23 protein-coding genes are annotated in these 25,917 nt (G+C 67.4%); 9 read left to right on the plus strand and 14 right to left on the minus strand.

Annotated features, from left to right (window positions below; all coding sequences use genetic code 11):
• Positions 1-4 precede the first annotated feature (4 nt).
• The 3 genes from ACIP1U_RS24745 to ACIP1U_RS24755 form a co-directional block, all read right to left on the minus strand.
• Complete coding sequence (locus ACIP1U_RS24745) at positions 5-1,138, minus strand: HD-GYP domain-containing protein (RefSeq protein WP_400320639.1); 1,134 nt, start codon at positions 1,136-1,138, stop codon at positions 5-7.
• Positions 1,139-1,355: 217 nt separating this feature from the next.
• Entirely contained in the window at positions 1,356-1,679 is a 324-nt protein-coding gene (locus tag ACIP1U_RS24750) for a thioredoxin family protein (protein WP_400320640.1), read from the minus strand.
• A 138-nt stretch (positions 1,680-1,817) separates the two neighbouring features.
• Positions 1,818-4,100 carry an ATP-dependent DNA helicase gene (locus ACIP1U_RS24755; protein ID WP_400320723.1) on the minus strand — a complete coding sequence of 761 codons (2,283 nt, stop codon included), beginning with the start codon at positions 4,098-4,100 and terminating at the stop codon, positions 1,818-1,820.
• A gap of 230 nt (positions 4,101-4,330) precedes the next feature.
• Between ACIP1U_RS24755 and ACIP1U_RS24760 the strand changes: the two genes are divergently transcribed.
• The gene (locus tag ACIP1U_RS24760) at positions 4,331-5,917 is read left to right on the plus strand and encodes a fatty acid--CoA ligase (RefSeq protein ID WP_400320641.1); all 1,587 of its coding nucleotides are present in this window, start codon (positions 4,331-4,333) and stop codon (positions 5,915-5,917) included.
• A gap of 16 nt (positions 5,918-5,933) precedes the next feature.
• Here ACIP1U_RS24760 and ACIP1U_RS24765 read toward each other — a convergent pair whose 3' ends face one another.
• Entirely contained in the window at positions 5,934-6,896 is a 963-nt protein-coding gene (locus ACIP1U_RS24765) for a DNA-binding protein (RefSeq protein ID WP_400320644.1), read from the minus strand.
• A 102-nt stretch (positions 6,897-6,998) separates the two neighbouring features.
• Here ACIP1U_RS24765 and ACIP1U_RS24770 point away from each other — a divergent pair, with 102 nt between their 5' ends.
• Both ACIP1U_RS24770 and ACIP1U_RS24775 read left to right on the plus strand, forming a co-directional pair.
• Complete coding sequence (locus tag ACIP1U_RS24770; protein WP_400320646.1) at positions 6,999-8,108, plus strand: site-specific integrase; 1,110 nt, start codon at positions 6,999-7,001, stop codon at positions 8,106-8,108.
• Between the two features lie 235 nt (positions 8,109-8,343).
• Entirely contained in the window at positions 8,344-8,769 is a 426-nt protein-coding gene (locus tag ACIP1U_RS24775; RefSeq protein ID WP_063241386.1) for a hypothetical protein, read from the plus strand.
• Positions 8,770-8,914: 145 nt separating this feature from the next.
• Here ACIP1U_RS24775 and ACIP1U_RS24780 read toward each other — a convergent pair whose 3' ends face one another.
• The 3 genes from ACIP1U_RS24780 to cls form a co-directional block, all read right to left on the minus strand.
• Positions 8,915-9,232, minus strand: a complete 318-nt coding sequence (locus ACIP1U_RS24780; protein WP_400320649.1) for a hypothetical protein — start codon at positions 9,230-9,232, stop codon at positions 8,915-8,917.
• 317 nt (positions 9,233-9,549) lie between these two features.
• Positions 9,550-10,194 (minus strand): TetR/AcrR family transcriptional regulator, encoded by a 645-nt coding sequence (locus ACIP1U_RS24785; RefSeq protein ID WP_400320652.1) that lies wholly within the window; start codon positions 10,192-10,194, stop codon positions 9,550-9,552.
• 112 nt (positions 10,195-10,306) lie between these two features.
• The gene (gene cls / locus ACIP1U_RS24790; protein ID WP_400320655.1) at positions 10,307-11,743 is read right to left on the minus strand and encodes a cardiolipin synthase; all 1,437 of its coding nucleotides are present in this window, start codon (positions 11,741-11,743) and stop codon (positions 10,307-10,309) included.
• Positions 11,744-12,210: 467 nt separating this feature from the next.
• Here cls and ACIP1U_RS24795 point away from each other — a divergent pair, with 467 nt between their 5' ends.
• Positions 12,211-12,966 (plus strand): response regulator transcription factor, encoded by a 756-nt coding sequence (locus ACIP1U_RS24795; RefSeq protein ID WP_400320726.1) that lies wholly within the window; start codon positions 12,211-12,213, stop codon positions 12,964-12,966.
• Between the two features lie 16 nt (positions 12,967-12,982).
• Here the strand turns inward: ACIP1U_RS24795 and ACIP1U_RS24800 are convergent, their stop codons facing one another.
• Positions 12,983-14,821, minus strand: a complete 1,839-nt coding sequence (locus tag ACIP1U_RS24800) for an EAL domain-containing protein (protein WP_400320658.1) — start codon at positions 14,819-14,821, stop codon at positions 12,983-12,985.
• 257 nt (positions 14,822-15,078) lie between these two features.
• Here ACIP1U_RS24800 and ACIP1U_RS24805 point away from each other — a divergent pair, with 257 nt between their 5' ends.
• The 3 genes from ACIP1U_RS24805 to ACIP1U_RS24815 all read left to right on the plus strand — a co-directional run bounded on the left by ACIP1U_RS24805 (position 15,079) and on the right by ACIP1U_RS24815 (position 18,023).
• On the plus strand, positions 15,079-16,698 hold the full coding sequence (locus tag ACIP1U_RS24805; protein WP_400320660.1) for a methyl-accepting chemotaxis protein: 1,620 nt from the start codon (positions 15,079-15,081) through the stop codon (positions 16,696-16,698).
• Positions 16,699-16,905: 207 nt separating this feature from the next.
• Positions 16,906-17,502: an HAD domain-containing protein gene (locus ACIP1U_RS24810; protein ID WP_400320662.1), complete on the plus strand. Its 597-nt coding sequence runs from the start codon at positions 16,906-16,908 to the stop codon at positions 17,500-17,502.
• A gap of 152 nt (positions 17,503-17,654) precedes the next feature.
• The gene (locus ACIP1U_RS24815) at positions 17,655-18,023 is read left to right on the plus strand and encodes a 5-carboxymethyl-2-hydroxymuconate Delta-isomerase (RefSeq protein WP_400320665.1); all 369 of its coding nucleotides are present in this window, start codon (positions 17,655-17,657) and stop codon (positions 18,021-18,023) included.
• A 67-nt stretch (positions 18,024-18,090) separates the two neighbouring features.
• On the opposite strand, the gene ACIP1U_RS24820 is transcribed toward ACIP1U_RS24815, so the two are convergent.
• Genes ACIP1U_RS24820 through ACIP1U_RS24830 form a run of 3 tightly spaced genes read right to left on the minus strand, consistent with a single transcriptional unit; the run spans position 18,091 to position 21,614 of the window.
• The gene (locus tag ACIP1U_RS24820; protein WP_400320667.1) at positions 18,091-19,749 is read right to left on the minus strand and encodes a fatty acid--CoA ligase; all 1,659 of its coding nucleotides are present in this window, start codon (positions 19,747-19,749) and stop codon (positions 18,091-18,093) included.
• 23 nt (positions 19,750-19,772) lie between these two features.
• Positions 19,773-20,621, minus strand: coding sequence for a TauD/TfdA dioxygenase family protein (locus ACIP1U_RS24825; protein WP_400320669.1), 849 nt, complete (start codon positions 20,619-20,621; stop codon positions 19,773-19,775).
• A gap of 12 nt (positions 20,622-20,633) precedes the next feature.
• Positions 20,634-21,614: a quinone oxidoreductase family protein gene (locus ACIP1U_RS24830; protein WP_400320671.1), complete on the minus strand. Its 981-nt coding sequence runs from the start codon at positions 21,612-21,614 to the stop codon at positions 20,634-20,636.
• A 207-nt stretch (positions 21,615-21,821) separates the two neighbouring features.
• Here ACIP1U_RS24830 and ACIP1U_RS24835 point away from each other — a divergent pair, with 207 nt between their 5' ends.
• Both ACIP1U_RS24835 and ACIP1U_RS24840 read left to right on the plus strand, forming a co-directional pair.
• On the plus strand, positions 21,822-22,880 hold the full coding sequence (locus ACIP1U_RS24835; protein ID WP_400320674.1) for an AraC family transcriptional regulator: 1,059 nt from the start codon (positions 21,822-21,824) through the stop codon (positions 22,878-22,880).
• A gap of 54 nt (positions 22,881-22,934) precedes the next feature.
• Positions 22,935-23,942, plus strand: coding sequence for an AraC family transcriptional regulator (locus tag ACIP1U_RS24840; protein ID WP_400320677.1), 1,008 nt, complete (start codon positions 22,935-22,937; stop codon positions 23,940-23,942).
• Positions 23,943-23,965: 23 nt separating this feature from the next.
• Here ACIP1U_RS24840 and ACIP1U_RS24845 read toward each other — a convergent pair whose 3' ends face one another.
• From ACIP1U_RS24845 to ACIP1U_RS24855, 3 genes are all read right to left on the minus strand, one after another.
• Positions 23,966-24,448, minus strand: coding sequence for a VOC family protein (locus ACIP1U_RS24845; RefSeq protein WP_400320680.1), 483 nt, complete (start codon positions 24,446-24,448; stop codon positions 23,966-23,968).
• A 154-nt stretch (positions 24,449-24,602) separates the two neighbouring features.
• Complete coding sequence (locus ACIP1U_RS24850) at positions 24,603-25,256, minus strand: NrsF family protein (protein WP_400320683.1); 654 nt, start codon at positions 25,254-25,256, stop codon at positions 24,603-24,605.
• Positions 25,253-25,780 carry a sigma-70 family RNA polymerase sigma factor gene (locus tag ACIP1U_RS24855; RefSeq protein ID WP_400320685.1) on the minus strand — a complete coding sequence of 176 codons (528 nt, stop codon included), beginning with the start codon at positions 25,778-25,780 and terminating at the stop codon, positions 25,253-25,255. Before ACIP1U_RS24855 ends, ACIP1U_RS24850 begins: the two co-directional genes overlap by 4 nt.
• Positions 25,781-25,917: the final 137 nt, after the last annotated feature.

A 25,917-nucleotide genomic window follows, 5' to 3' on the forward strand; every position in this document is an offset into this window, starting at 1 on the left:
CCGGTCAGCCTTGCGCGGGAGCCGGCACCGGCTCGGCACCGGCCGGATCGGCATATTCCAGCGCGATCGCATGGAATTCACCGGTGATCGCCAGGAAGGCATCGATCACGCGCGGATCGAAATGGCGGCCGCGGCCCTCGGCGATGATGCGCACCGCGTCATCGTGCGCAAACGCGGGCTTGTAAACGCGGCGCGAGATCAGCGCGTCGTAGACATCGGCCACCGCCATCAGCCGCGCCGACAGCGGAATCGCTTCGCCGGCCAGGCCGTCGGGGTAGCCGCTGCCGTCCCATTTCTCGTGGTGGTGATGTGCGATCTCGCGCGCGTAGCGCAGGAAAGAGCTGGTAGTGCCGCACTGGGCCTCGGCATCGGCGATGGCATCGCGGCCCAGCGTGGTATGGGTCTTCATGACCTCGAATTCTTCGGCCGTGAGCTTGCCGGGCTTGAGCAGGATGCGGTCGGGGATGCCGACCTTGCCGATATCGTGCAGCGGCGCGGACTTGAACATCAGGTCGATGGTCTTGTCGTCGAGCCTGCCGGCGAACTCCGGCTCGTGTTGCAGCTTGCGCGCCAGTGCACGCACATAGTGCTGGGTGCGGCGGATATGGTTGCCGGTCTCGTTGTCGCGGGTCTCGGCCAGCGCCGCCAGCGCGATGATGGTGGCGTCCTCGATCAGCTCGATCTCTCGCGTGCGGCGCTGCACCTCGGACTCGAGCCAGGCCGAGCGGTCGCGCAGGAAGTCGTGCGCCTGCTTGAGTGCCAGCTGGCTGGCAATGCGTGCGCGCGCCACCGGCGCGCTGACCGGTTTCATGATGTAGTCGACGGCGCCAACTTCGAAGCCGAGCGCCTCGTCGTGGGCCTCGGCCCGTGCGGTCAGGAAGATCACCGGCACGATGGCGGTGCGCGCATCGGCCTTGAGCTGGCGGCATGCCTCGTAGCCGTCCATGCCAGGCATCGACACATCCATCAGGATCAGGTCGGGCGGCGCTTCCCGTGCCAGTTGCAGCGCGGTGGCAGCCCGGGGCGCCACCTTGACGCGGTACGGGTCCTGCAGCAGCGCGACCATGGCCGCAATGTTTTCGGGAACGTCGTCGACGACCAGGATTGTCGGGCGCTGGTCGGGGCTTGGGGCGCTCATCTGTCGAAATTGGCGGTTGGGACCGTCTTGTTTCCTGCGCGCTGCGCGCGCGGGCCGTTGCCGGGCTGGTCGCCTGCGCGGCCATCAGGGCCATTGCGCGGGGGCGCCCTCTGCACAACGGCAGAATTGCTCCGGCTTGTTCCCTCCCAAAGCAGGGTCAGGCGTCCTGGTGCAGCGGAAAAACGCCTATATGCGCCCCATCAAGCACTTTCAACAGTCAACTGATGCGCCGCATGGCTTCCCGGATCGGATCCGCCTCGGTCGGCCGTACCAATCTGGCGACTTCCTGCCCGTCGCGCAGGAACACCAGCGTCGGCCACAGCTTGATGCGGAACGAACGGCCCAGCGGGCGCCCGCTGCCGTCCTCGACCTTGATGTGGCGCAGCGCCGGATGCACGGCGAACGCTTCGGCAAGGGCGGGCTGCGCACGCTGGCAGAAACCGCACCACGGGGCGCCGAATTCAAGCACGGTGCCGCCGTTCAGCGCATTCACTTCCGTACGGTGCGGCTCGGTGGCCGCGTAATGCTGGGTCATTGGCATGGTCAGGCCCCTGGTTTCGATGACGAATGGGTACGATCGGCACGCATGGTCGCATTGCTGCCGGATTCGTGCCAGATTCCTTGCGGCCCGGCGGAGCCCGGCAAGCGGTGCGGCCAAGCGCGGCGCGCCGTGTAATTCCTACGCTGCCGGGCCGATTTGCCACCATTCCGGCAGCAGCCGGCGCACTTCCGGCGCGGCAAAGCGGTCGTCGATCAGGTAGATCACGCCTTCGTCCTGCTGCGTGCGGATCACCCTGCCCGCGGCCTGTACCACCTTGCGCAAGCCCGGATAGAGATAGGCATAGTCGTAGCCCTGGCCGAAGGCCGACTGCATGCGCGCGCGGAACTGCTCGTTGACCGCGTTGAACTGCGGCAGCCCCAGCGTGGCGACGAAAGCGCCGATCAGGCGCTCGCCGGGCAGGTCCACGCCCTCGGCAAAGGCGCCGCCCAGCACCGCAAAGCCGATGCCCGCGCCTCCCGGAACAAAGGCGGACAGGAAAGCGGCCTGCGCCGCCTCGTCCATGCCGCGCGACTGGACCCAGTGCGGAATGTCCGGATGGGCCTGCGTGAAATTCGACACGGCCTGCTGCAGGTATTCGTGGCTGCTGAAGAACGCCAGGTAGTTGCCGCGGCGGGCGCGGAACTGCTCTGCCATCAGCGCGGCGATGGCCGGCAGCGACTGGCCGCGCCGGGCATAGCGGGTGGAAATCCGGCTGGCGATGCGTACCGACAGCTGTTCGGCCCGGAACGGCGACGGCACTGCCACGCGCGCGCAATCGGCGGGCAAACCCAGCGTATCGAGATAGAACGCGGCCGGGTCCAGCGTGGCCGAGAACAGCGTGACGGAGTGCGCCGCGGCAAAGCGCGGCCGCAGGAACGGCGCCGGAATGACATTGCGCAGGCACAGGCGCGCATGGTTGCCGCGTCCTGCCTTTCCGGCGAGGGCTGGCCGCTGGATATCGAACAGAGAACTGGCATCGAGCTGCTCCGCCAGCCGGCTGAAATGCAAGGCATCGAAATAAAAACGCTGCAGCGCCGGGTCGATCGCCGCGGGCTGCTCGGTCATGTGCGCCAGCACTGCCGCGCAGCACTCATCGAGCGCGCGCAGCAGGGGCGCGGGCACTTCCGGCAAGACTTCATAGGCGGCGTCGGCCTGCCGCGCCAGTGCGCTCCAGTGGCGCGCCAGCCGAGCCAGCGGCCTGGCCACCGCCCCGGGCGCGCCGCGCCGGGCTTCGCGCAGCGCCTGCGGATCCAGTTCGGCGGTGTACATGGCACGGCCGCGCTCGACCAGGTTGTGCGCCTCGTCGACCAGCACGCCTGCGCGCCAGCCGTTGGTGACAGTCAGCGCATACAGTAGCGCGCTGCGGTCGAAAAAATAGTTGTAGTCCGCCACCACCATATCGCTCCAGCGCACCAGTTCCTGCGCCAGGTAGTAAGGGCAGATGCCGTGCGCCAGCGCCAGCGTGCGCACCGCGGCGCGGTCGCGCACCGGCACGTCACAGGCGGCTTCGCGCGCGGCGGGCAGGCGATCGTAGAAGCCGCGCGCGAGCGGGCAGGATTCGCCGTGGCAGGCCAGTTCCGGGTGCTCGCAGGCCTTGTCGCGCGCCACCAGTTCGATCACCCGCAGCGGCTGCGCGCCGTGGCTGCGCAGCGCTTGCGCAGCCTGCAGCGCGACGCCGCGGCCGGTGGAGCGCGCCGACAAAAAGAACGCCTTGTCGATGCCCTGCCCCGGCATCGCCTTGAGCAGCGGAAACAGGGTGCCGATCGACTTGCCGATGCCGGTTGGCGCCTGGGCCAGCAGGGTGCGCCCGGCGCGGTTGGCGTTGTAGACCGCCTGCGCCAGCTCACGCTGGCCGGTGCGGAATGCCGGGTGCGGAAAGGCCAGCCGCGCCAGCGCGGCATCGCGGGCTTGCCGGTGCGCCAGTTCGGCCTGGGCCCACTGCAGGAAGCGTTCGCAGGTCTGGATGAAGAACGCGTCGAGCGCGTCCGCGGTGAAGTGCTGCACCACCGGGTGCTCGCGCTGGCCGACGATGTCGAAATAGACCACGGCCACGTCGATCCCGGGCAGGCCGAGCTTGCGGCACATCAGGCAGCCATAGATCTTTGCCTGCGCCCAATGCAGGTGGCGGTGGTTGTCCGGCACCGCGGCCTCTCCTCGCACGGTCTTGATTTCTTCCAGGCGATTGGCGGCCGGATCGTAGCCGTCGGCCCGGCCGCGAACATGCAAGGGGCCGAAATCCGCGGAGAGCGACACTTCTGCCTGGTAGCCCGGTCCACGCCTGCCGGTCACCAGGGCGTGACCGGCGACGCCTTCCTGTGCGGTTGGCGTCGGCACGAAGCGCAGGTCGAGGTCGCCTGCCTTGGCGGTGAAGTCGCACAACGCGCGCACGGCGACGATGTACGCAGGGGCTTGCGTTGGAATTGGGACCGGAACGGGGGCGGCAGGTGGGTCGACGGACACGAGGCTGGAACGGCTTAGGGCTGTATGAATATACAGTATTGGAGCCGAATCACCCGCCCTGCGCGGCAACGGCGGCATAAGGAAAGAGCAAATCGTTATTTCCAAGTGCCCCGTACTGCGCCCTATAGTCTCCGGTTCCCAAGAATATCGGCCGTCCCCGCTTGATCCGGCGGCCAGCACACGACTGGAGCATGACCTTGACCCGCGGCCTCACCCTTGGCGATACCCTTTCCTGGCCGGCACGCTACCTGCCTCGCAAGACCGCGCTGGTCAGCGGCATCGGCGCCGCGCGGCAGGCCTGGTCGTATGCGGAGCTCGATGCCGAGGTCAACCGCCACGCCCACGGGCTGCAGGCGCTCGGCATCGGCAAGGGCGACGTGGTAGCCGCGTTCCTCTACAACACGCCGGCCTTCGTCTTTACGCTACTGGCCACGGCGCGCCTGGGCGCGGTGTTCAACCCCGTGAACTACCGGCTGGCTGCGCAGGAACTGGCCTACATCCTGAACGACGGGGCTGCCAAGGCGGTGCTGTTCGAGCAAGAAGGCGCCGCCGTGGTGGAGAAGGCGGCGGAACTGGCCACCGGCACGGCGCTGCGCATCTATGCCGGCGCGGACCCGGCCCCTGCGTTTGCCACGCATCGCCTCGATGCGCTCGCTGCCGGCCAGCCGACCACGCCGCCTGCGGTCGACGTCCACGAAGACGACCCTTGCATCCTGATGTACACCAGCGGCACCACGGGCCGCCCCAAGGGCGTGGTGCACACCCATCGCAGCAAGCTGCAGCACAACGCGATCATGCACCAGGCCATGACGCTTTCGCGCGAAGACGTGGGCTTGTCGGTGGCGCCGCTGAACCATACCGCCGAACTGCACACCAGCTTCCTGCCGCGGCTGCAGGTCGGCGCCACGCAGGTGCTGCAGCGCCGCTTCGATGCGGGCGAAGCCTGGCAACTGGTGGAAAGCGAGCGCGTGACCCACTTCTTCGCCGCGCCGACCATGATCGGCATGCTGCTGAACCATCCCGACGCGCAGACGCGCGACCTCTCGTCACTACGGCTGGTCGAATACGGCGGCGCCTCGATGGCGCCGCACCTGATCCGCGAATGGGACCGCAAGATCGGCGCCGGCCTGGTACAGGTGTACGGCACCACCGAGATGGGCCCGTGCATGTCGGTGCTCTACCCGCACGAACAGCTCAGCCGCGCCGGCTCCGCAGGCCTGCCCGCGCTCGGCCATGTCCTGGTGGTTGCAAAGCTGCGCGACGATGGCGCGCCGACCGATCCGGCGCAGCCGTGCGCGCCCGGCGAAGTCGGCGAGGTGCTGGTGCGCGGCGGCTGCATGATGCAGGGCTACCTGAACCGGCCCGACGCCAATGCGCGGGCGCTGGCGCATGGCTGGTACCACACCGGCGACCTTGGCAGCCTGGACGCCGACGGCTACCTGTGGATCCGCGACCGCATCGACTACATGATCAACTCCGGCGCGGAGAACGTGTATCCCCGCGAAGTCGAAGACGCGCTGATCGAGCACCCGGCGGTGCTCGAAGTCGCGGTATTGGGCGAGCCCGATCCCACGTGGGGCCAGGTGGTGGGTGCGTACGTGGTGGTGCGCGGCGATGCGCCGGTCAGCGCCGGGCAGCTCGACGCGTTCCTGTTGCAGGGCGACCGGCTGGCGGCCTACAAGCGGCCGCGCCGCTATCACTTCCTGGACGCGCTGCCCAAGACGACCAGCGGCAAGATCCAGAAGCACATGCTGCGCGCCGACGCGCAGGCGGCGTAGCGCGCCGGCCCCGAGCTCAGCCGCCCGGCGCCGCGCGCGTCCGCAGCAAGCCGCTCGCGCCGCCCGCAAGCGCCCCACGCGCCGGGCGCCCGCGCCGGCCCGCCGCGGCAACGCCCTGGCTGCCGGCACCCTTCTGTTCGCGATATTCGACAAGCATCGCCTCACGCCGGCGGATGCGTTCTTCCAGTACGGCAATCGACTGGCTCAGTCGCGTCATCTCGCTGCCCTGGCGCGAAGCCGCTTCGGCCGCGTGCGCAAGCCGCTCCAGCGCGGCCTTGCGTTCTGCTTCCAGCAGCTTCTGCGATTCCTTGCCCGCCACGCGGGCCGCATCCAGTTCCAGCGCCAGCCGGCGCTCGCTGGCCGTGGCGCGGGCGGTCATGGTTTCGCGCTCCAGGTCCCACGCGGCGCGTTCCGCGGCGAATTCCCGCTGCAACGAGACCCGGGCCTCCAGCGCGACGGCAGCCTCGGCGCGTAACGTCTCGACCTGCTGCTGCAGGGCTGTCGCGCGGGAATCGGACTGCGCGCCGCGCTCCAGCGCCTCGTCCCGCGCGCGCGTCATCTCCGCCATCGCCGCTTCGGCGCCGTCCAGCCGCGCCTGCATGACCAGGCGCTCCTGCTCCAGCGTTTCCCGATCCCTGGCCAATGCCGCCTGCGCCTCGGCCAGCGCTGTTTCCCGCTGGGCCAGCGCGGCTTCCGCCTGCGCCCGGGCGACCTGCAATGCGGCCTCCCACAGGTAGCGCGCCGCTTCGGTGACCGGTTCCGGGCAACCCGGTTTCGGTGCGAAGCCTTGCGGATCCTGCAATCGCCCGCCGAGCGCGGCAAACCAGGCGTCGAGGTGGGGGCTGACGGTGTTGGGCGAACCGCGCCCCAGATGCAGGCGAATGCGTTCGATGGTCGGACGCTGGCCTGCCTTGAGCAGGCTGTCGGCGGCGCTCCAGACGTCGTCGCGGGTGATGCCTCGGGAGCGGAGTGTTTCCATGGTCAGATCCGGGAAAGGCCAAAATAAGGTTCGATAATGGAGAGTTATCGAAAGCTATCTGATGTGTATGTATGATACAATACAGCATACATCATATTTAATATGATAAAAGCCAACCCACCTCAACTTGCCTCCGATGTCGAATTTCCGGCGCCGCTTCGCCCGTCTGAACTGGATCCCCTTGCCGAACAGGCCGCGAACGCGCTGCGCCGCGAGGGCGAGTCATCCAACACCGTGGCAAGCTACCGTTCTGCCCTGCGCTACTGGGCTGCCTGGCACGGGTTGCGCTATCGCCAGCCGGTTCGGCTTCCGCTTGCTCCTGCCGTCGTGGTTCAGTTCATCGTCGACCACGCTACGCGGCAGACGCCGCACGGGCCTGTTTGCGAGCTGCCCCCGGCGATCGACCAGGCGCTGGTCGCTGATGGATACAAGGCACGACCCGGCGCGCCCGCGCTGTCCACGCTGACGCACCGCCTGGCGGTGCTGGCCAAGGCCCACCGCCTGCAGCAGTTGCCCAATCCCTGTGCCGACGCGTCGGTGCGCGAGTTGATGTCCGGCATCCGCCGCGCCTATGCACGCCGCGGACAACGGCAGGCACGCAAGGCCGCGCTCACGCGCGACCCGCTGCTGCGACTGCTGGCTACCTGTGATGACTCATTGCGCGGCGTGCGCGACCGTGCGCTGCTGCTGTTCGCATGGGCCAGCGGCGGCCGCCGGCGTTCCGAAGTCGCGCGCGCGACGGTGGAGAACCTGACGCGCGTCGCGCCGGGTGAATTTGTGTACGTGCTGGGCTGGTCCAAGACCAACCAGTCAGGCCGCGATCATGCCGATGCCGCCAAGCCGGTGACTGGCGCAGCGGGACAGGCGCTGGAGGCGTGGCTGGCCGCCTCGGGCATTGACGGCGGATCGCTGTTCCGCCGCATCCGGCGCGGGGGCCATGTGGGCGAAGGCTTATCCGATGCCGCAGTGAGCCGCATCGTCAAGGCACGCTGCGCGCAGGCCGGCCTGGAGGGCGACTACTCCGCGCACTCGCTGCGCGCGGGCTTCGTCACCGAAGCGGCAGCGCAACAGGTGCCGCTGGCCGAAACCATGGCGATGACCGGCCACGCCAGCGTAGCCACGGTGGTGCGCTATTTCCGTGCGGCGGACATGCAGCGCTCGCGTGCGGCGGACCTGCTCGGGCCAGCACTAGCGAAAGACAAGAACGGCTAGCGGGCGCAGAACGCGCCGCAAATGCGGGTATTTCGCTATCCCCGTGCGCTGGCCCGGGATGCATCAGGTGCCTATACTGGCAGGCGCGCCGGACATTGCCAGATGCGCTGGCCGGCAGCACCCGGAGATCCGGGGCAGGTGATGGCGACCCGCCCGGACAAGCCCACGATGTGCGCCGGAACGCGTGCCGGAGCGACCGGACCGGCTGCCGGGCCATACCAGTGGAAACGCGGAGATGGGCATGCCCAACGAACAATTCCTCGCCACCCAGGAAACTCGCCGCTCGGGGCTGCAAGCCTTGCGGGCGGCCTTGCTGCAAGTTCACAAGGAAGTCATCGGCTATGACCGCAGCCAGTACGAACGGCTGAATGGCCCGATCCCGGCCGGACTGTTTGTCCAGCTGGTCACGGAGGACAACTTCTTTCGCTGGCTCGATCCGCTGTCGCGGCTGATCATCGAGGTCGATGAGGAACTTGAATCGAAGGAGCATCACGACGAGACCTGCCGCGCCGTGGCGCGCGCCGCCGAAAAGCTCTTCAGCGACGGCGCCGATCCCGGCTTTCGCAAGCGCTACCAGGAAGCGTTGCAGGACGAATCGGGTGTCATCGTGGCGCACGGGCGCCTGATGTCCGTGATCGGCCAATTGCGGCAGCTGCCTTAGCTGCCGCGGCCCGCGCCCAGGACGTAGCGTCAGACGCCTGGCGGTAGCGCACCTCGCCGCCAAACGGGTTGGCCTGGAATTCGTGCGTCCTGGCCGTCCCGCCAGACATCCCGGCCAGAGATCCCCGCCTGATATCCATCAGCGATCAGCGGCCCCTGCCTCCGCCACGTCCGCCAGCAGCCCAGCCGCCTCTGCCACGGCCGCCACCATGCCAGCCGCGATGTCCGTGGTGTCCGTGGTTCCAGCTGCGGCCACCACCGCCATAGAAAAAGGCAAAGCTGCCGTAGTAGCTGCCGTATCCGGGGCCGTAATAGGGGTATCCGGGCGTGACCGGATAGCCGCTGTAGTACGGCGAGCTGACCGGGTAGGCGGGATAGGCCAGGTAGTCGTCGCCGGCATAGGGATAAGCCACGCACCCGCTGACCAGCGCCGCCGCAAGCAACACTCCATATCCGTAGCGCATGGGTCCCTCCTTGCGTCGCCAGCCTGGGTTGCGGGCACAGGGTTAGACCGCCGCGGCTGCCACGCAATTCCACCGGCGCCCGGACCGCTCTTGGCGATGACTTGACGAGCGCTGCGCCGCAGCACAATCCGAGTCACGACAATTCAAGGACATATTTAGGAATTGTCCGATATTCGCATGAGAAAGCCCGTATTACATTGCCCTTGCACCCGGTCCGCGGGTGCCCCGACAGAGCCAGGTTGCCCCCCTTCCTGGTTCCTTGCACTGCCACGATGGTCCCCGCCGTCGTGGCAATTTTTTTTGAGCGCGGCGCGGGGCTACAGACCCTTCTCGACCATTTCCAGCAGCCGTTGCCCGAGCAGCTCGGCCATTTCGTGCGCGCGGCTGCGCAACGGACCGTCGATCAGCAGGATGGCCAGCCCGTGCACGGCGGACCAGGCCAGGTACTCGGCACCGGGCCGCCGCTCGGGGGGCAATGCGCCGGACTCCACCAGCTTGTCGAGCGCAGCGCCAAGCAGCTGGAACGGGTTGAGCCCGCTGTTGCCCGCTTTGGCGGGATCGGCGTCATCCTCGACTTCATCCGGCACGGAGAATGCCGTGCGAAACAGGCCGGTTTCCGCCAGCGCAAAGCGCAGGTAGCCCGTGCCGACCGCGCGCAGGCATGCGCGTGCATGGGCAGCGGCGCCACGGCCCGGGCGCAGTCCGCCGATCTCGGCCTCCATCGCGATCGCCAGCGACGACAAGGCCGACGCTCGCACCGCCTGAAGCAGGTCCTGCCGGCTGGCAAAGTGCCGGTAAGCCGCATTGGGAACAACGCCGGCGCGGCGCGTCGCTTCGCGCAGCACGATGGCGTCGGGGCCGCCTTCGCGGGCCAGGTCGATGCCGGCGTCAAGCAAGGCGCGGCGCAGGTCGCCGTGACGGTAAGTGGCGCGCGCCGGTGGCGCGGGGACGGCCGGCTTCATGCGGCTCCCCTGTGATGCTGGATTCGGTTCATTATCTGCAGGCGCTTATAGTGAACAGTGTACACAAACAAAGCGCCGCCGGCTCGCCGCAAGCCGTTATCCGCAGCCGGAATCAGAGGATGGGGGCGAACAGCTTGGCCACGTGCATGGCCACACGCAGCGGCGCGGGCGCGCCCAGGAATTCATCCAGCCCGATGCGTGTGGCGTTGGCAAAATCGGTTTCAAGCATGGCCTCCACGTCGGCAGCGAAGCCCTTGTCCGCCGTCATCACCATCAGCTCGAAGTTGAGCCGGAATGAGCGGTTGTCGAGGTTCGCCGTGCCCACCGCGGCGGCCTCGTCGTCGATCAGTATCACCTTCTGGTGTAGGAAGCCCGGCTGGTAGCGATACAGCTTGATTCCCGCCGCGACTGCCTGGTACGCATAGATGGTCGACGCCGCGTAGACGACCACGTGATCGGGACGCGCCGGTATCAGGATGCGTACATCGACGCCGCGCAGCACCGCCAGCCGCAGCACGGCGAACACCGCCTCGTCGGGCACGAAATACGGCGACGTGATCCACAGCCGGTGCCGCGCCGACTGGATCGCCTCGACAAAGAACAGCGAACACGTTTCCTGTGAGTCCGCTGGGCCGGTCGGGACCACCTGGCAGGTCATGCGGCCGCCCACCTCGGGTGGCGGCATCAGTAGATGCGGGACTTCGCGCGCGGCCCAGTACCAGTCTTCGGCAAAGGACATCTGCAGGTCCAGCACGGCGCTGCCGCGCAATGCGATATGGGTGTCCCGCCACGGCGCTAGCGGCGGACGCTCGCCCAGGTACTCCACGCCGACATTATGGCCACCGATAAACGCCTCGCGCCCATCCACGATCACCAGCTTGCGGTGGTTACGGAAGTTGAGCTGGAAGCGGTTGACGAAGCCGCGATGCGTGGAAAACGGCCGGGCATTGACGCCCGCCTCGAGCAGCGTGCGCACGTAGCGTCGCGGCAGCGCATGGCAGCCAATGCTATCGAACAGGAAGTAGACCTTGACGCCGGCCTGCGCGCGCTCGCACAGCAGTGCCTGCAGGCGCCGGCCCAGCGCATCGTCGTGGACGATGAAGAACTGCACGATCAACACCTGCCTGGCCTGGCCGATCGCGGCAAAGATGGCATCGAAGGTTTGCGTGCCGTTGACCAGTAGCCGCACGTCGTTGTTGGCCAGGCATGGCATGCCGGTCAGTTGCGGCAGCGCGCGCATGCAGACCTGCGTTGGCGCGTGCACCACGCAGGCGCTGCGTGCCTCGCGTTCGCGCGGGGTCATGCCGTGGCGGATCTCGCGCAGCCGGTCGTCATTGAAGCGGCGCGCGTCGACGTAGCCGGCAAAGGTGCTGCGCCCGAAGATCAGGTACGGAACCAGCGTGATGTACGGCATCATCAACAGCGACCCCGCCCACGCAATGGCGCCGGGCGCGGTGCGCACCGTCATGACGGCGTGGAGCGCCGCCACCACGCCAACAGCGTGAAAGGCCAGGAGGATGACGGCGATGATGCTCGGGCTCTGCAGCATCGGTGGCTTGAGTCCCCGGTCCGGAACACGATGCGCGCTATTTTGGCACACCGCGGGCCGGATGTTGATGCCGCACCGCACCGCCTGCCTTCTTTTTTGGCACGCCGATGGGATGACGGTGCCATGCGGCCCCCAACCCCGGGGCCGGCCCGTTGTCCACAGGATCTGTGGACAACTTGGTCTCCCCCACAAGCCTGGCTGGTCATCCATGCCTGCCCGTTAGCGCGTCGGAGGGAAAAGGGCAAAAACGGCGAGCTTTTCGGAATTGTCCGATTGTTCCACGGCACGCGACTTTTTACCCTTTGATGCCGCATGGTGCTCCGCGATTCGCAGCCTGCAATGCGCCGCGCTTCGGTTCCGACCCCGATGCAACGCGGTCCGGTATCTGCCCGCTACCCGGCGTCCGGTATCCGCCCCGTTCCTGCCGTTCTCACACGCCGTCACGCTCGCTTCGTATGCCGCCGCCGATCACTATTGCGCTGCTGCTGGGCAGGTCGCTCCAGCTCCAGGACATTCCAGACCTGCTGGAGCGCTCGGGTTTTCGTTACTGCATCTTCGACGCGGGCCGCGACCTGATCCACAGCGCCCTGCAGCAGACCTACGACATGCTGCTGATTCCCGACGAAGTGGCCGACATCCCGGCCATCGACGTGATCCGGGCGGTGCGCAGCGCGCGCTCGCGCGATGTGCCGATCATGATGCTTGGCAGCGACAGCAGCGAAGACCGCCTGGTCGTTGCACTGGATGCCGGTGCTGACGACTACATGTGCCGTCCGCTCAGCCACCGGGTGCTGCTGGCGCGCATCGCCGCGCTGCGCCGCCGCGTGACCGGCGAGCGCTTGCGCCAGGGGTTGGTGGTGCGTGCCGGCCCATACCAGCTCAACAGCGTCGGGCGCTTCGCCACGTTGCGCGACGAGCGCATCGAGCTGACGCCGAAGGAATTCGACCTGGCCATGCTGTTGTTTTCCAATATCGGCCGGGTGCTGCCCAACAGCCGCATCGAGCAGACGGTATGGCGCCATGAATTGCCGCCGCTGTCGCGAGCGCTGGCGGGGCTGATGTCGCGGCTGCGCAAGACGCTGCGGCTTGGCATCGAGAACGGCATCATCGTCACCGTCGTCTACGCCCATGGCTATCGGCTCGATGTGCTGGAGGAAAGCAGCCTGCCGCGCCTGCCGGTAGCCAGTGGCAAGCTGACCGCGGGCAAGCCCTCTGATTGCTAGGGTCTGTTCACGGACCCTAGGCCTGCAGCGCTGCCGCCAGCGACAGGAACTCGAGCACCGCCACCCCCGTGGCCGAACGCTTGGCCTCGCGCTTGGCGATTGCCGCGGCCGCGCCGATATGCTGGCTGCCGAGGCGCTGCAGCGCGGCCACGCCCTCCCCGCTGACGCAAACCACGCCCGCCGCCATGGATACCGGCGGGAAGAACACTGGCTGGCCGTGCCGGTCTTCGCCCTGCATGCCGCCTGCAGCACGATCGCCGGGCGCATACATGGCAAGTGCCGCATCGTTGAAGCGCCGGATCGCCTCGTCCATCCGCGCCGGCCAGTCGTTGCTCTGGAACAGCACCAGGAAGTCGTCGCCGCCGACATGGCCAAGGAAATCCCGTGCCGGGTCGCACGCCTCGGCCAGGATCGCGGCGGCGCCCTTGAGCATTTCGTCGCCTTTCCAGTAGCCGTACTTGTCGTTGAACGGCTTGAAGTGGTTCAGGTCGACATAGCACGCACGGAACTCGCTGGCGGCCTCGATCAGGCGCTCGATATGCTGGTTGAGCGGGATATTGCCCGGGAGGAACGTCAGCGGATTGGCATAGCGTGCCGCCTCCATGCGCACTTCGGTGATCGCGCGGATCAGGTCGGCGCCGGTCCCCAGCCCGATATAACGCCCTTGCTCGGTGATGAGAAAGCCATCGGCCAGCGAGCGCGTGTTCTCTGCGGACAAGATCTGCGCCATTTCCTCCAGCGTCGCGCTGCGCTCGAAGCAGGCCGGTTCGCGGTTGGCCATGGCAATGCAGGCCTTCTTGCCATACAGCTCGCGGTGGAACGGTGCGGCATAGCGGTCGATAAAACCCTGGCGGCCGATGATGGCAAGCGGCCGTCCATCGTCATGGACCACCGCCACGGCATGCAGCTCGGGCTGGTTCTGGAACATGCGCAGCACCGCGTCGTTGCTGGCGGCCGGCGATACCGTCGGTGCCGGACGCAACAGCCGCCCGGCGGTCGTGCCGGACCAGCCCGAGCGCACCACCTGCGGAAACACGGCGATATGCCGGGATGCCAGCGTGCGCCGCACCTGCGGGGCCACCTGCGTATCCGGGCGTGCCGAAGGCCGGCCGATGTAGTAGCCCTGCGCACCGGTCACGCCGAGGTCGCGGACCACCGCAAGTTCTTCCTCATGCTCGACTCCCTCGGCAATGACACGCCCGCCGAAGGCGCTCATCATGCGCATCACCGCACGCAGTATCTCCAGCCGCCGCGAGCACGAGGCGATGCCGCGTACCAGCGACTTGTCGATCTTGACGAACTGGGGCGACAGATGTGCCAGCAGGTCCAGGTTGGCATGGCCGGAGCCGAAGTCGTCCAGCGCATACTGCATGCCCAGCTCGCGCAGCAGCGACATGGCCGTGCCGAAGCTCGCGGCATCGCCGATCGGGGTCTGCTCGGTGACTTCTACCACCAGCCGCGACGGTGCGATACCGGCTCGCAGCAACGCCGCCGACAAGCGCTCGCGATCGGCCAGCAGATACCGCAACGTCATCGGACTGAAATTCAGGAACAGCTTGCCCGGCAGGTCGAGGCCGCGCCAGGCGGCCAACGCGGTGCGCGCTGCCTCGATTTCCAGCGCGATAGTGTTCTCCACGCCCTGTGCAAGGCGGAACAACGCTTCCGGCAATGCGTAAGGCGAACCCGCCGGGCCGCGGATCAGCGCTTCGTAGCCGAGCAGCTCGGCATTGCCGGCCTGCACGATCGGCTGGAATATCGCATGCAGCGGCGGGATTTGCGCGCGAGGCACCGCCGGCCCGGCACGCAGGCCTGGTATGAGTTGGAACGGTGGCGGTGCGGCGTCGTGGCCGGGCATGAATGGATCCGGGAGGCAAAGCAGATTGGCAGGGCACAAGACCCTGCGGCGGGCCACATTGCATGACATGGATATGACAACACGATGACAGTCCCGCGCTTGTCATGTCACGCCAGCGTCACATTGATAGGTCACCATCCGTGCGCCGCCAGCGACCCGCCCAAATGAGGAAGGCGCGACGGCATACCGGGTCAAGCCCGGGCTGCGCTGCCGCCCGCTGCGGTTGGCTGGACGCGCGCCCGTCTGGAGTCATCTCCGTGTTGCACGTCATCAAGTCAAGCCTGCCGGGCGGCCGCCCGGCTTTTGCCGCGATAGGCCAGGCCGCTTCGCGTCTGGGCCGCCTGCCGCTGGTCGCACGCCTTTGCGCCGCCTTTGCCCTGGTCTACCTGTTCGGGGCCGCGGTCGGGCTGACCGGTATCGCCAACCTCGTGTCGATCAAGGCGCGCACCGATACCCTCTACCAGCAGGACATGCATGGCGCCATGTCGGCCGAGCGCGCGCATTCGGCGCTGGCCGCACTGGGCCGCGCCCAGCTGGCGCTGACCATGGCCACCAGCGGCGCCGAGCGCGACACCGCCGCCGGCGAGATCGACCAGGCGCTGGCGCGGCTCGACGCGGCGCTGGCCGGCGTGCGCCAGGCCAATGCCACGCAGGCCGGGCCGGTGCTCGAGGCACGGCAACGCGCGGCCGAGCTGGTGCAAGGCTATGTCGCGCTGCTGCGCAAGCAGCCCCTCGATCCGCTGCAGTTCGACAGCGCGGTCTCGGTTGAGGGCCACTTCGTCACCGAGCAATTGCAGGCCCTGAGCCAGCGCATCGAGGCGGTGCGCGTGCAGCAGGAGCGGCAGGCCGCCGCCACCGTGGCAAGCGTCGCCAGCAGCCAGCTGCGCGCGCAAGCGTGGATGGTGGCCCTGCTCGGCGCCAGCCTGCTGGCCGCGGCAGGGCTGGCGTGGATCGCCGCGCGCAGCCTGCGGGCCGAGCTGGGCGGCGAGCCGCGCGACGCCGCCGAGATTGCGCGGCGCATTGCCGCCGGCGACCTGACCGCCACGATCGCGCTGCATCCCTCGGATTGCAACAGCATGCTGCACCACGTGGCGGGCATGCGTGACCAGCTCGCCGGCGTGCTGGCACGCATTCATGGCTCCGCGCAGGAGATCGCCGCGGCCAGCCAGCAGATCGCCGCCGACAATCACGCCCTGTCGGCCCGGACGCAGCTGCAGGCCAGCGCACTCGATGCCGCGGGTGCCAGCATGGAGGCGCTGGCGGGGCGCGTTGCCGACGCCCACGCCCAGGCGACCGAATCGAGCCTGCTGGCCGACCAGGCGCGCACCGCCACCGATGCCGGCGCGGACGTGGTGCGCCAGATGCGCGGCGCCATGGACGCGCTGCACGGGCACTCGCGCCACATCGCGGAAATCGTCAGCGTGATCGAGGGCATTGCGTTCCAGACCAATATCCTGGCGCTCAACGCCGCCGTCGAGGCCGCCCGGGCGGGCCCGGCCGGGCGCGGCTTTGCCGTGGTCGCGCAGGAAGTGCGCGCGCTGGCCCAGCGCAGCGCCGATGCCGCGCGCGAGATCGGCGGCATCATCGGCACGGCCACGCATGAAATCGGCCTGGGCGCGCGCCTGAGCGGTGACGTGGTTGCAGCCATGGAGCGTATCGCCACCGCGGTCCGGCACAGCCATGCGCTGGCCGGAACCCTGTGCGCGCTGGCCGACCAGCAGGCCGCCAGTGTGCAGGCGGCTGCCGGATCCGTCACGCAGCTGCGCCAGACCGCCCAGCAGAATGCCGCGCTGGTGGACGAACTGGGTGGACAGGCCGGGCGCCTCGATCACCAGGCCGCCGTCCTGGCCGAGGATGTGGCGCGATTCCGCTTCTGAGCGGCAAGCTTTGTCGCTCCCGATCGCTTAACGACAGGCAGATGTGTCTGCGCGAAACATTTGTCATGGCGACGTAACCGGCATTTACGTCTTCCTCGACAAAGTTACAGATCTGTTTCAACTGAAGCGGTGCCAGTTACGTGTAGGCCGCCGGCTGCCTAGTAATCTTGCTTCACACCAACTGAACTGGCATCCGCCCAGGAAACCATGGCTGAACGACTGATCATGCTGGACGTACCCGGCGTCCTGTACTCCGACCGCTCCCGCGCCCGCCTTGGCGGCATTCCGGATTCAGGCACGCTGCGCGATGTCAGGTTCTTCGACCCGATCGCGCTAGGACTTGTTCGCCGGCTGTTCGGTGTCGCCGGTGCGCGCGTGGTGGTGTCCGATGCCTGGCGCCGCGGCACGCCGGCCGCGATCCTGCAGCAGCTGGACCTGCAGATCGAAGCCATGACCCCGGCCGCCAGTGGCGGCCACGGCGCGGAGATCGCCGCTTATTTTGCACAGGCCGTGGCACCCGTCCATTACGCGATCCTTTCATGCGCCGCGCCGGCATCCATGCCGGAAGCCATGCGCGACCACCTCGTCAGCGTCGATCCGGCCCTCGGTCTGACGCTTGAAAACTTCCAGCATGCACTCTGCATCCTTGGGGTGGCCTGCCCGTCCACGGTGATGCCCGCCCCCAAGCTCGATGCCGGGCTGAAGGCCAAGCTTGAACAACTGCAGCAGCTGGCGCGCGAGAACCCGGCACGTTTCGCCACTGAGCCGGCTGCGCAAGTCATGCGTGAGTACGTCCACGCCTGATCCGCAGCCACCTTTGCGGCAAGCCAAGCGGGGCGCCTTCGGGCGCTCCGTTGCATTCCACCTGGCGCGCGATCCCGTATCATGCTCGCTTTCGACGGCACTCTCGTCGGCACCATGCCGGCACCATCGCCAGGATCATCCAGGATACCGCCATGCCCCACCTCGTCATCGAACTCACGGAAAATACCCGCCTGAACTGCTCGCAGGAAGAACTGCTCGATGAAGCAAACGCCGCGCTGCTGGCGTCGGGGCAGTTCCAGGAGGCCGATATCAAGTCGCGCTGCATCACGCTGTCGACCTACCGCCAGGGCGTGGATGCCGCGGATCGCGCGTTCGTCTTTGCGCGCCTGTCGATCCTCGATGGCCGCGACACCGCCGTGCGACAGGCGCTGGGCCAGGCCGTCTGCGACGTGATCGCCGATGCCGTGCGCACCGGCGCGGAGGGCGGACAATCGGTACAGGTATCGGTGGAAGTGTGCGAGATGCAGCGCGCGACCTACGCCAAGCAGGTCATCGCCTGAGTCGCGCGCACATAAAAAATCGCCAGTCCCCGCCAAAGGACTGGCGCCAAGCTCCTTACCTTCCCTCTCAGGCTGCGGTTTCCCGCAACTGCTTCTTGTTGATCTTGCCGACGCTGGTCTTCGGGATTGCCTCGACGAATGTGATGCGGTCGGCTTCGGGCACTGCATACTTGCTGATGCGCTGCGATGCGACGTGTCCCAGCAGATGCCCGCGGACCTGCTCCGCATCCACGCCCGCGCCAGGCTTGCGCACCACGAACGCCATCGGCCGCTCACCCCACCTGGCATCGGGAACCCCGATCACCGCGCATTCCAGCACGCCGGGCACTTCGGTGATCAGGTTCTCCACCTCGATCGACGACACCCACTCGCCGCCGGTCTTGATCACGTCCTTGATGCGGTCGACGATCTGCACGAAGCCGTCCTGGCCCATCACCGCGACATCCTGCGTGTGCAGGTAGCCGCCGGCCCACAGGTCTTCCGATGCCGCCGGCTTGCCGAAATACGCCTTGGTCAGGAACGGCGCGCGCAGCACGATCTCGCCGCGGCTCTTGCCGTCGCGCGGCAGGTCCTGCATGTCTTCGCTGACGATGCGATAGTCCACCAGCGTCACCGGACGTCCGGTGGAGCAGCGCATGCGGACTTCTTCGGCATGGTCCTTCGGCGCGCGCCCGGGCGGCAGCTGCGCCAGCGACACGATCGGTCCGGTCTCCGACATGCCGTAGCCGGCAAAGATGTCGATGCCGCGCGCCAGCGCCGCCTCGCACAGCGCGGGCGGCAGCGCCGAACCACCGATGATGATCTTCCACCCGGACAGGTCCGGCTTGCCGTCGGCGGACGCCTGCAACAGCATCTGCAGGATGGTCGGCACGCAGTGCGAGAACGTGACCTTCTCGGTCTCGCGCAGCTTCAGCAGTTGATCGGGCACGTAGCGGCCCGGCAGCACCGTGCGCAGTCCCAGCATCACGGCGATATACGGGATGCCCCACGCCAGCACGTGGAACATCGGCGTGATGGGCATATAGACATCCTCGCGATGCATGCGCTGCCCTTCACGCGGCGCGCAGAGGGTCGTCGCCGACGCCAGCGTGTGCAGCACGATCTCGCGGTGGCTGTAGCAGACACCCTTCGGATCCCCGGTGGTGCCGGTCGTATAGAACGTGGCGGCCTTGGTGTTCTCGTCGAAGTCTGCAAAATCAAAATCGGCTGACGCCTGCGCCAGCATTGCCTCGTACTCGCCGGCGAGCGGCACGCCGGTCTGCGGCACGTCCTGGCCATCTGCCAGCAGCACGAAGCGCGGGTTGCCGGTGAGCTGCGGGCGGATCTGCTCGATCACCGGCAGGAAGTCCGGGTGAACCAGCACGACCGCGGCGCCGGCGTCGTTGAGCGTATAAAGGATCTGCTGGGGCGACAGCCGCACATTGACGGTGAACAGCGTGGCGCCCATCATCGGCACGCCGAAATAGCATTCCAGGTAGCGGTGGCTGTCCCAGTCCATCACGGCCACGGTGCTGCCATGGCGGATGTCCAGCGCCGCCAGCGCGGAGGCCAGCTTGCCGATGCGGTGGCGGAAGTCGCGGAAGGTATAGCGCATCTCGCCGCGGTAGCTGATCTCCTGGTCGCCGTAGAGGCTCAGGGCATTGGTCAGCAGCTGCTTGACCAGCAGCGGATAGGCGTAGGCCGACTTGGCCGGCGTAACAAGGTTGGTACCAAGGTTGTCTTGCATGTTCATTTGCTCGAAGCCAGGGTTCAGTACGGCCGCGTGCCGATGATGCCGGCCCGCTCCATCTTGCGGTGGCACGGCGGGTAATCCATCACCGCGTAGTGCTGCGTGGCGGTGTTGTCCCAGATCGCCACGCTGTCGGGCGCCCAGCGCCAGCGCACCTGATATTCGGGGATATAGGCCTGGCTCACCAGGTAGCGCAGCAGGTCGGCGGCGCCCGGATTGGCGTCCTGCCCGAAGCGCACGCGCGCGGCGGTGTGGTAGTTGGTGAAGTGCGTGGTGAAGGCGTTGACGTAAAGCACCTTCTCGCCGGTGTCCGGGTGCGTGCGCACGACCGGATGCTCGGCATCGGGATACTGCGCCTTCAGCGCCAGGCGCTTTTCGATCGGCATGGCGGCGCCGAAGCTGGCTTCGATGCTGTGGCGCGCGCGCAGGTCGGCGATCTGCGTCTTGACAAGGTCGGGCAGCCGCTCGTAGGCCAGCACCATGTTCGCCCACATGGTGTCCCCGCCAACCGGCGGGCATTCCACGCAACGCAGCACCGCGCCGAACTGCGGCGCCTCGCGCCAGGTCGTGTCGGAATGCCAGGCGTTCTCGTAGCGGTCGTTCGGCTGCTCGGGCGTCTTGTAGATGCGCACCAGGCCAGGATGTTCCGGATCGCTGCCGGCCACCGGATGGTCTTCCAGTTCGCCGAAGCGGCTGGCGAAGGCAACATGCTCGGCACGGCTGAGCTTCTGGTCACGCAGGAACAGCACGCGGTGCTGCAGCAGCAACGCGCGGATCTCGGCGAACAAGCCGTCGTCGCGCACGGCATCGGCCAGGTTGACGCCGCTCAGTTCGGCGCCCAGCGCGCAAGTGAGTGGTTGGACTCGCATGGCATTGGCTCCTCAGATGACAAAGATCGACGAACCGGTGGTCTTGCGCGATTCCAGGTCGTGGTGCGCCAGCACCGCGTCTTCGAGCGCGTAGCGCTGGTTGATCTCGATCCGGATGCGGCCGGACCCGACGTGATCGAACAGTTCTTCGGCCAGTTGCGACTTTTCTGCGGGATCAAAGATGTAGTCGGCCAGCGCCGGGCGGGTCAGGAACAGCGAGCCCTTCATGGCCAGCAGCACCGGGTCGAACGGCGGGATCGGCCCGGAGGCGGTGCCTACGCAGACCATGGTGCCGCGGCGCCGCAGCGAATCCAGCGAAGACGCGAAGGTGCTCTTGCCGACGCTGTCGAACACCACCGACACGCCGACGCCGTCGGTCAGCTCGCGCACGCGCTTGGCCACGTCTTCATGGCTGTAGTTGATGATGTGGTCGCAGCCATGGGCGCGCGCCACTTCGGCCTTGGCCTCGCTCGACACCGTGCCGATCACCGTCAGGCCAAGCAGCCTGGCCCATTGCGACACGATCAGGCCCACGCCACCGGCCGCCGCGTGCAGCAGGATGGCCTCGCCAGGCTGGAACGCATGGATACGGCGCATCAGGTAGGCCGAAGTCAGGCCGCGCATGGTCATCGCCGCCGCGGTCTCGAAGCCGATGGTGTCCGGCAGGCGGATCAGCGGCGCCGCCGGCACCAGGCGCTCGGTGCTGTAGGCGCCCAGCGTGTTGATGAAGCCGGTATACGTGACGCGATCGCCCACGGCGACGTTGGTCACGCCAGCCCCGATGGCCTGCACCACGCCCGCGGCTTCGACGCCCATGCCGGACGGCAGTGGTACCGGATAGGTGCCGTTGCGGAAGTAGGTGTCGGCGTAGTTCAGGCCCACCGCCACGTGGCGGATGCGCACCTGCCCGGCACCGGGATCTCCCACCGGCGCGTCTTCATAACGCAATACCTCGGGGCCGCCAGTCTCATACATGCGGACGATCTTTGCCATGCACTTGTCTCCTTGGAACACTGCGGCACCGGTGTGTGCCGCGCATGCAAGCAATGTAGGGCGCCGCGGCCCTGGCGGCTTTGCAATAGGCTCCAGCGGCTTTGCATTTCATGCCAACCCCGCCTATCATGCCGCTGCAAAGACAATGCGGCGGCTTCCCGGCAAGCCCGCCGCGATAAGCAGCCAGCCATAAGCGGGGAGACAACCTTGGACACGCTGGTACGTGCCGCGGCACTGACCAATTTCTTTGAAGTGGCCGGCGAACTTGGCCTTAATACGCAGCCTTTGCTGCGCACCGCCAGGCTCAGCCGGGCGCTGCTCGCGGAGCCGGACCAGCGCATTCCGGTGAGCGCCTGCGCCACCCTGCTGGAAGCCGCCGCCAGGGCCGCGGACTGCCCGACCTTCGGGCTGCGCATGGCGGAATCGCGGCAGCTTTCGGACTTCGGCGTGATGAGCCTGCTGATCAGCCAGCAGCCCACGCTGCGCGCGGCGCTCGCCACGATCATCCGCTACCGGCACCTGGTCAACGAATCCGTGTCGATCCTGCTGGAAGAAGCCGGCGGCGCGGTCATCATCCGCCAGGAAGTCGTGCTGGACCAGCCTTCGCGCCAGGGCACCGAGCTGGCGCTGGGCGTGGTGTTCCGCCTGTGCCGGGCCTTGCTCGGCTCGCACTGGCGCCCGCTGAGCATCAACTTCACGCATCCCGCGCCCGATGACTTGCGCGTCCACCGGCGCCTGTTCGGCTGTCCGCTGGAGTTCGACAGCGAATTCAATGGCATCGTGTGCCGGGCAGCCGACCTCGACACGCCCAACCCGACCGGCGATCCGGCGATGGCGCGCTATGCCGAGCGCTTTGTCGACACGCTGCCGCGCATCAACGCGCCCAGCATCGGCCGGGATGTGCGCAATGCCGTCTACCTGATGCTGCCGATGGGCCGCGCCACCTGCGAAGGCGTGGCGCAGGGACTGGGACTGAGCCTGCGCACCATGCAGCGCCAGCTCGACGAAGCCGGCGAAACCTTCACCGATATCCTCAATGAAGTGCGGCGCGAACTGGCGCTGCGCTATGTGGAGAACCCGCAATACGCCATGCTGCGGGTGGCGGAACTGCTGGGCTACAGCTCGGCCAGCACGTTCACGCGCTGGTTCTCGATCCAGTTCGGCGAACCACCGCTGGCATGGCGCCGGCGGCACGCAAGCGGCAACACAAACGGCAACGCAAACGGCAACGCAAGCGCTGCGGGCGCTGAGGGCATGCAACGATGATCGGCAGCCCTTCGGACGCCATCGGCTTGCATCTCGCGACACTCGGATAACGCGATGTCCTACTACCTGCGCAGCGCCAGCCTTACCAACTACGTCGAAGTGGCCCGCGCCGTCGGCCTCGATCCGCACCAGCAAATGCGCGCGGCCAGGATCAGCCGCGACGTGCTGCTCGATCCCGACATCCGCATCCCCGCCGCGCTGGTGGGACGCTTGCTGGACGCCTCGGCACGCGCCGCGCAGGTGGACGACTTCGGCCTGCGCATGGCGGAACTGCGCCAGTTCTCGAACCTGGGGCCGCTGGCCTTCGTGGTGCGCGAGCAGCCCACGCTGCGCCGCGCGCTGGAGTCCATGGTGCGATACATGGGCCTGCAGAACGAATCGCTGGCCATGCGCATGGAGGAATCCGAAGGACTGGTCATCATCCGGCTCCACGTCCTGACCGAGGAGCCCGGCGTGCTGCGGCAGGCCACCGACCTCGCCGTGGGCGTGATGTTCCGCATGCTGAGCCTGTTCCTGGGTGCGTCCTGGCGCCCGCGCAGCATCTGCTTCACGCATCCGGCACCCGCCAGCGTGGCAACCTGTACGCGCGTGTTCGGCATCGACCCGCTGTTCAACCAGGACTTCGACGGCATCGTCTGCGCCGCCGCCGACCTGGAGGCCCCGCTGCCGTCCTACGATCCGGTGATGGCAGGCCAGGTCAAGCGCTACCTCGGCAGCCTGCTGGCCCAGGCAAACGCCACCATGCCGGACAAGGTGCGCAAGCTGGTCTACGTGCTGCTGCCCACCGGCATGTGCTCGGTGGACCGGGTGGCGCAGCACTTAGGTGTGGACCGGCGCACCATCCACCGTCGCCTGGCGCGGGACCAGACCAGCTATACCGAAATCCTGAACCAGGCGCGTGCGGGCCTGGTGGTCGGCTATATCGAGAACCCCGACAGGCCGTTGTCGGAGGTAGCAACGCTGCTGGGATTTACGTCACTGAGCACGTTTTCGCGCTGGTTCAGTGGCGAGTTTGGCTGCAGCGTGTCGAAGTGGCGGTCGCGGCAGGCGCAGCGCGTGTAGGCGCGTGCAGGCCGGCAACTGGATCATGCCCCCCGCCGGGCCGCCTCGATCTTGGCGATATCGATTTTCCGCATCGTCATCATTGCGTCGAAGGCGCGCTTGGCCGCCGCGCGATCGGGATCGGTGATCGCCGCGGTCAGTGCGTGCGGGGTGATCTGCCACGACAGTCCCCACCGGTCCTTGCACCAGCCACATTCGCTTTCCTGGCCGCCGTTGCCGACGATCGCGTTCCAGAGGCGGTCGGTTTCTGCCTGGTCGTCCGTCGCGATCTGGAAGGAAAACGCCTCGCTGTGCTTGAAATGGGGGCCGCCGTTGAGACCGAGGCAGGGAATGCCGGCAACGGTGAACTCGACGGTCAGGACATCGCCTTCCTTGCCGTCGGGATAATCGCCGGGGGCTCGGAGGACGGCCTTGACAGCGCTGTCGGGGAATGTCGCGGCGTAGAAGTTCGCGGCGTCGAGCGCATCGCGGTCGTACCACAAACAGATCGTATTCTTGCTCGGCATGTTGTGTCTCCTGGAAAGGTGGGCACGGGGCATCCGTGGTCGTCGAACACTCAAAAGCGTGCGCCGGGCACGGTTTGCCGGTCGTCCGCCTCAGGCGTCGATATTAGCCCTATCGGGCGTGTTGAGGTCGGTATGCGAGGGGGACGCAGTCGTTTCAGCGCGCCGCCATCCATGCGAACAGCCAATGCCCATACCGGCCGCTGACGCCAACCAGCAGCAGCGCCACGCCGAAATTCCACAGCAGAATCATCACCGTGGCATCCAACGGGTGGAGCAAGGACAGGGCCGTCGCTGTCATCGCGGCAACGGCAAGGCCGGCGCACATTGCCACCGGCCCAGGGGACAGTCGTGCCACATAGCGCAGCATGAAGAGCATGGCGAACGATAGCGGCAGGCCGACCACCATCAGCGTGGCGAAGCAACTGGCTGTCTCGCCGAGCGAGATGCCGCCCGGGCCGATCCTGACCCAGTCGGTCAGGCAGCCGTAACCGATGGTGCCGATCCAAACCAGGACTGCTGGCACCGGCAGCATCAGCCATCGTGGCGAGCGGCCAGGTACGCTGGCGATGAACGCGGCGATGGCGGCCAGCACAGCGGTCAGCACCGCTGCCGCCACACCGGAGACAAAGACGGGCTGCGCTAGTTTCAACGCCAAGTCTGGCCGCACCCCATGATGGAGCGCGGCCAGCACAATGACCAGCGCTGCAAGCAGCAGCCACCGTGCCGCCCGCACAGCCGGCGGGCGCAAGCGTCGCACCGGCGTCGCGTCGGCCACCAGGGAGTCGATCAGGTCAGGGGTGGGAATCACGTCTTGTTACCTTGCGATGCAAACAGTTTGCGCAGCGTCTTCAAGGCGCGATGGCTGGCCACTTTCAACGACGCCACCGACATCCCGCTGACGGCGGCAGCGTCTTTGAGCGACATCTCTTCCAGTTTCAGCATGCGCACCGCTTCGCGCTGGCCGATGGGGAGCTGCTCGATGGCATCCCGCACCGCGCGCGCATCAACAGCCTCTTCCTGAAAGTTCGCGCCGGAGGCCGAAAAGGTTTCATGCTCCGTGTCGAGCACAGTCTCGTGCGAGCCGATGCGGCCACGCTGGCGCAGGCCGTCGACGATGCGCCGATTGGCGATCGCAACCAGCCACGGGCCGAACGGGCGGGCCGGATCATAGGTGTGACGCACCGCATGTACCGTCAGCAGCACGTCCTGCACCGTATCCTCCAGGTCGCCGCGGTTGCGGACCTGGCGGGCCGCAAGTGCCCGCACGTAGGGGGTGATGGCTTCCAGCAGGTATCGGTAGGCTTCGCGGTCGCCGCCCTGGGCCCGCATCATGGCAACCGACCAATCCGCGGTGCCATCGGCCCGGCGGGCCGCTGGTCCGGATCCGAGGCCGGAAAGAGCCGAATCCTGGGGATCGCCCGTGCAACTGGGGTGGCCGTCACGACGGCGCGCTCGGGAAGCCATGACTG

It is taken from the genome of Cupriavidus sp. NPDC089707 (assembly GCF_044748965.1).
Lineage (GTDB): Bacteria > Pseudomonadota > Gammaproteobacteria > Burkholderiales > Burkholderiaceae > Cupriavidus.